Origin of the sequence: Pedobacter sp. (assembly GCF_045628745.1) — a bacterium.
In the GTDB taxonomy this organism is placed as follows: Bacteria; Bacteroidota; Bacteroidia; order Sphingobacteriales; family Sphingobacteriaceae; genus Pedobacter.
Map to the genome: position 1 here is coordinate 1 of NZ_JAZQPU010000172.1, position 4,221 is coordinate 4,221.

Consider the following 4,221-nt stretch of genomic DNA (forward strand, 5'->3'; position numbering starts at 1 on the left):
GACTTCCTGTTTCAATACTACATTGATAACCGAACGACTATTAACATTTACCAATTGCTGCACATAACCTATTCCAGAAAAAGATAGACGTCCATCCTCAGGAATATCTGTCAGTACATATTCGCCATTGGCATTGGTAACTGCTATTTTTGAAGTGGCCGAACTAGGGGCTGATTGCCTGGCATTATAGACTACACTTATGCCTGGAACTGGCCTTCCAAGGGTATCGGTAACTTTACCGCTTATGGTAATGTTCTTTTTTTGTTGAAAAGACGGTTCACGCGTCTTTTGCTTTTTCAATGTGATGTTTTTATCAATGATCTGAAAACCAATGCCTGTACCATTTAGACATTTGGTCAATACATCATTAACAGATACATTTTTAACATTTAACGAAACAAATTCTGATTGAAGTTGGTTTTCATTGTACAGAAATACGTAGTCGGTTTGTTTTTCTATAGCCTTTAAGATCTTGGTAAGAGGAGCGTTAGATACCTTTAGCGTAATCTGACTGTATCCTTTAGCATTGACCTGCAAAAGGGCTATGAACAAAATTAGGGTTGTTAATTTCATAACCAGAAAAAGTTGTTTGAGGGGGAACTTACCGCGCACGCGGAGACCCTTAGTAATCGTACTAAATTTCATTACATTTGTGAATGTTGGGTTAAAAACTCGGAATAATCGCATTTATTTATTCCGGTCTGCTCAGACCGGAAAGGGCTTAACTCAATAATTTTCCGCGGACGTGCTTGCAACGCGTCCGCGGTTTTTTAAAAGTTAGCCATGCTTGATTTTAACTTTTCTGTCGTAGAGATTTCTGCATAGTGGTTGTGTTTTAGGTTTATTTGTTGTGTGTGTATGTTTCTTTTATAGTGTTGATTCAATTGTTACTTTTCTGCCTTTGATGGTGAAGTGAACATCGAGGTAGCCGATACTTTGTAAAGTCTGTTGCAGGGTTATATTTCTATAAATCTTACCGGTAACGGACAGGTCAGGTACATCGCCAACGTACTCTACCTCAACATCATACCAACGGGCAATCTGACGCATGGCTGTCTTTAAATCCGCTCTGGTAAAGGTGAAAACACCATCTTTCCAGCTCACCGTTTGCTCTGTATCAATACTCGATACACTTATTTTTCCTGTCGGCAGCAGTTGTGCCTGTTGTTCTGGTTTCAGCAGCAGGCTTTGCCCACCGCTGGTTAATTTTACGCTACCTTCCAGTAAGGTTGTCGCAGTGGTGGCTTCATCAGCATAACTATTGATGTTAAAGTGTGTACCTAACACTTCCACTTCCTGACGGTCGGTATTGACAAAAAATGGCTTTGTATTGTCCTTTGCTACTTCAAAATAGGCTTCGCCTTGCAGCTCTACCCTGCGTGACCTCAACGAAGAGAAATTAACCGGATACTTTAAGGAAGAGGCTGAGTTCAACCATACTTTAGTACCATCGGGTAAAAGTACCTGGTATTGGCCTCCTTTTGGTGTGATAATGGTGTTGTAAGCGTTTGCAGTAGCAGAAGTTGATAGGTCTGTTGCTTCATAGACTAATTGTCCATCGTTAGTTTTGCTAATTTTAATGCCTGCCTGCTCAGCTAATTTTCCGTTATCGGTTTGGTCTGTTAAAAATAGCTTTTTGCCATCTGCTAAAATTAAAAAGGCCTTATTGCTTCCAGGGTCAACATCTTGCTGGATATTTTTTGTCGTTGGTTCTGAAGTATCACTATATTTAAATTCAAAGCTGTAATGATTATATATGCTCGAACCTATAATCAATAAAATAGCGGCAGCAGCAGTCATCCTGATCCAAAGTTTCCTGCTCTTTTTGTGCTGAATATGGTTTTTTAATAGCTGACGACTTTGAAATTGATCTTCCAATAACTCTTCTGCTGATGGAGTCACTGGCGGAAATTCAGTCTCCAGGTACCACCTTTCAACCAAAGCAATCTCTTCAGCACTGGCTAGTCCTGCATTGTATTTATTTAATAATTGTTCAGCCTTGTTGGTATTCATTACGGAGGATATTTATTCCTATACCTACATAACCCTTAAAGTTTTGACATAGGGTATACGATACTGAAAAAAATATCAATTAATTTAAAAAAAGAGGAAGAAAAGGTTGTCGCCTAATTTTGCACGCAACACACGCAAGGAACTGCGTACCTGTGTACGCACAGTATGAGGACTCAAATTGAGTTTTTCAGCAATTTCTTTATGGCTCAGTTCTTCATTTCTGCTCAGCTCAAAAATAAGGCGCATTTGTGGTGGCAAAGCCTCAATTTCGCGTGCAATGAGGGCCATCAGTTCTTTTTCCTGCACCTGCTCATAAGTACTGTCTTCACCCTGATCCATAAAGCCCTGTAAGGATGCTGCATATTGACCCCTTACTTTTCGATGGCGGTGAAGTTTAAGGAGTCGGTTTCTGACAGCGGTATAAAGATAGGGGCCAATGCCGTTGCCGAAATTCAGGTGCTGGTGATTGTCCCACATATAAGTAAAGAGTTCCTGCAGGATATCCCTGATTTCTTCCCGGTAAGGAAAGCGTTTATAAGCTTGGGTATAGAGCACCACATAATAACGGCAATGGATTTCCGTTAGTGCGGCGCTATCGCCGGACTTCAGTTTCTCTATTAGCTCGAAATCAGAAAATTTACTATATGAACTCATGTGACTATTCAGAATTCCAGATTATTCAGAATAATCATTCTACCTATAAATAATTTAAAGTTAATTAAAAAAAATGAGTTTAATAATTTAATATTATTTTGTATAATCTAATACAGATAAAACAAACAAGTTTGGCGGTTTTGGCTTTATACATTAGATGTTAAAATGTTGTTATAAATTAAATTATTTTACCTTGCATTATAATGTCCTAACTCTAGTCATCTAACGAGTAAATGCGTTCGCTGTCGTAGACAGTGCAAATGTGGTTACAGCATTGATCAGGTAGGCTCAGAAAAATACCAGTTTTAATATGCGCATAAACATCAAAATGGGGCGGAATACATACCTATTTAATTTTGTAATAGTAACTTTTATTTTTATGCTTGCTCAACCAGGCTATGCACAGGTAGAGATTCCTTTGTATACTGACCAGTCAGCTACGGTGAGCGTTAAGACCTCCCTCACTGTATACTTGGCTGTAAGTGGTAAAAATACGGGTAAAGCTGTTATCATTTGTCCGGGTGGTGGATACCAGGGGCTTGTCACAAAGCGGGAGGGTACGGATATAGCTATGGCCTTCAGTAAGGCAGGCATAACCGCAATTGTACTCAAATACAGAATTCCTGCAGAGAGCACAGGCTTAAGTAAGTGGTATGAACCGCTACAGGATGCACAGGAAGCATTAAAAGTGCTAAGAAAGAGAGCTGCTCAATGGAATATCAATCCGAACCAGATTGGCATCATGGGATTCTCTGCTGGAGGGCATCTTGCCGCAACAGTTGGCACGCATTTTGATCATCCTGTATTGATTAATAAAGAAAAGATCAACCTGAGACCAGATTTTATGGTCCTGGTTTATCCTGTAATCAGCTTTAAAGACAGCATTACACACTTAGGCTCCCGTAATCATTTGATTGGTCCGGAAAACAGCAAGGGCTTCAAAGCCAGGGTTGATGAGTTTTCAAATGAATTGCATGTAAGCAAAGCTACACCACCAACCTTTTTAACACACGCCGCAGACGATACAGTAGTGCCAATTGGCCATACCATGACTTTTTATGACTCGCTGCGCAGACATGGTATTCCGGTTGATTTACATATCTATAACAAAGGTGAGCACGGTTTTTTGAAGTATCCTGACTTTGAAGATTGGTTTAACAATTGCTTAAAATGGATCCTTAACTTGTAAAAGCGCACATGGGTTGATTACCTGCTGCATTAAATCTTAAACACAATGTTTTAAAAGGCACCCTAAAAGATACTTTATTTTTTTATAGCTGAATAAATGATTTCAGTCATATTTTTTGAAATTTATTTGGCTATCTTTGCAGTTAATTAAACACACAAACAATGAGTTATTTCGCAGAAAAGAGAAGGGAAGTAATGCTTCACGTAGAAGGCTACATGCTAGAGGCAATGCATTCTTACTTAAAACCGATTGATACTAATTGGCAACCGTCTGATTTTTTACCAGACGCTACGAGTGAAACATTTTTTCAAGATGTGAGGTTATTACAAGAAAAGGCCAAAGATTTATCTTACGACCTTGTTGCT

General features: G+C 39.2%; 5 protein-coding genes. 2 read left to right on the forward strand and 3 right to left on the reverse strand.

Annotated elements, in window-relative coordinates:
• From ACR2F7_RS06785 to ACR2F7_RS06795, 3 genes are all read right to left on the reverse strand, one after another.
• Positions 1 to 573 (reverse strand): secretin and TonB N-terminal domain-containing protein (locus ACR2F7_RS06785; RefSeq protein ID WP_432712825.1); only part of this gene is annotated, 573 nt, incomplete at its 3' end.
• Positions 574 to 867: 294 nt separating this feature from the next.
• Positions 868 to 2,013 carry a FecR family protein gene (locus ACR2F7_RS06790; RefSeq protein WP_432712826.1) on the reverse strand — a complete coding sequence of 382 codons (1,146 nt, stop codon included), beginning with the start codon at positions 2,011 to 2,013 and terminating at the stop codon, positions 868 to 870.
• 84 nt (positions 2,014 to 2,097) lie between these two features.
• Positions 2,098 to 2,667, reverse strand: coding sequence for an RNA polymerase sigma factor (locus ACR2F7_RS06795; protein WP_432712827.1), 570 nt, complete (start codon positions 2,665 to 2,667; stop codon positions 2,098 to 2,100).
• 379 nt (positions 2,668 to 3,046) lie between these two features.
• Between ACR2F7_RS06795 and ACR2F7_RS06800 the strand changes: the two genes are divergently transcribed.
• Together ACR2F7_RS06800 and ACR2F7_RS06805 are read left to right on the forward strand one after the other, a co-directional pair.
• Entirely contained in the window at positions 3,047 to 3,856 is an 810-nt protein-coding gene (locus ACR2F7_RS06800) for an alpha/beta hydrolase (protein WP_432712828.1), read from the forward strand.
• A gap of 161 nt (positions 3,857 to 4,017) precedes the next feature.
• A partial coding sequence (locus tag ACR2F7_RS06805; protein WP_432712829.1) for an acyl-ACP desaturase occupies positions 4,018 to 4,221 on the forward strand: 204 nt, incomplete at its 3' end.

Bases quoted from the DNA above. Each gene is read 5' to 3' on its own strand.
- ACR2F7_RS06800 (WP_432712828.1), top strand. From the start codon at position 3,047: ATGCTTGCTCAACCAGGCTATGCACAGGTAGAGATTCCTTTGTATACT.
- ACR2F7_RS06795 (WP_432712827.1), bottom strand. From the start codon at position 2,667: ATGAGTTCATATAGTAAATTTTCTGATTTCGAGCTAATAGAGAAACTG.
- ACR2F7_RS06790 (WP_432712826.1), bottom strand. From the start codon at position 2,013: ATGAATACCAACAAGGCTGAACAATTATTAAATAAATACAATGCAGGA.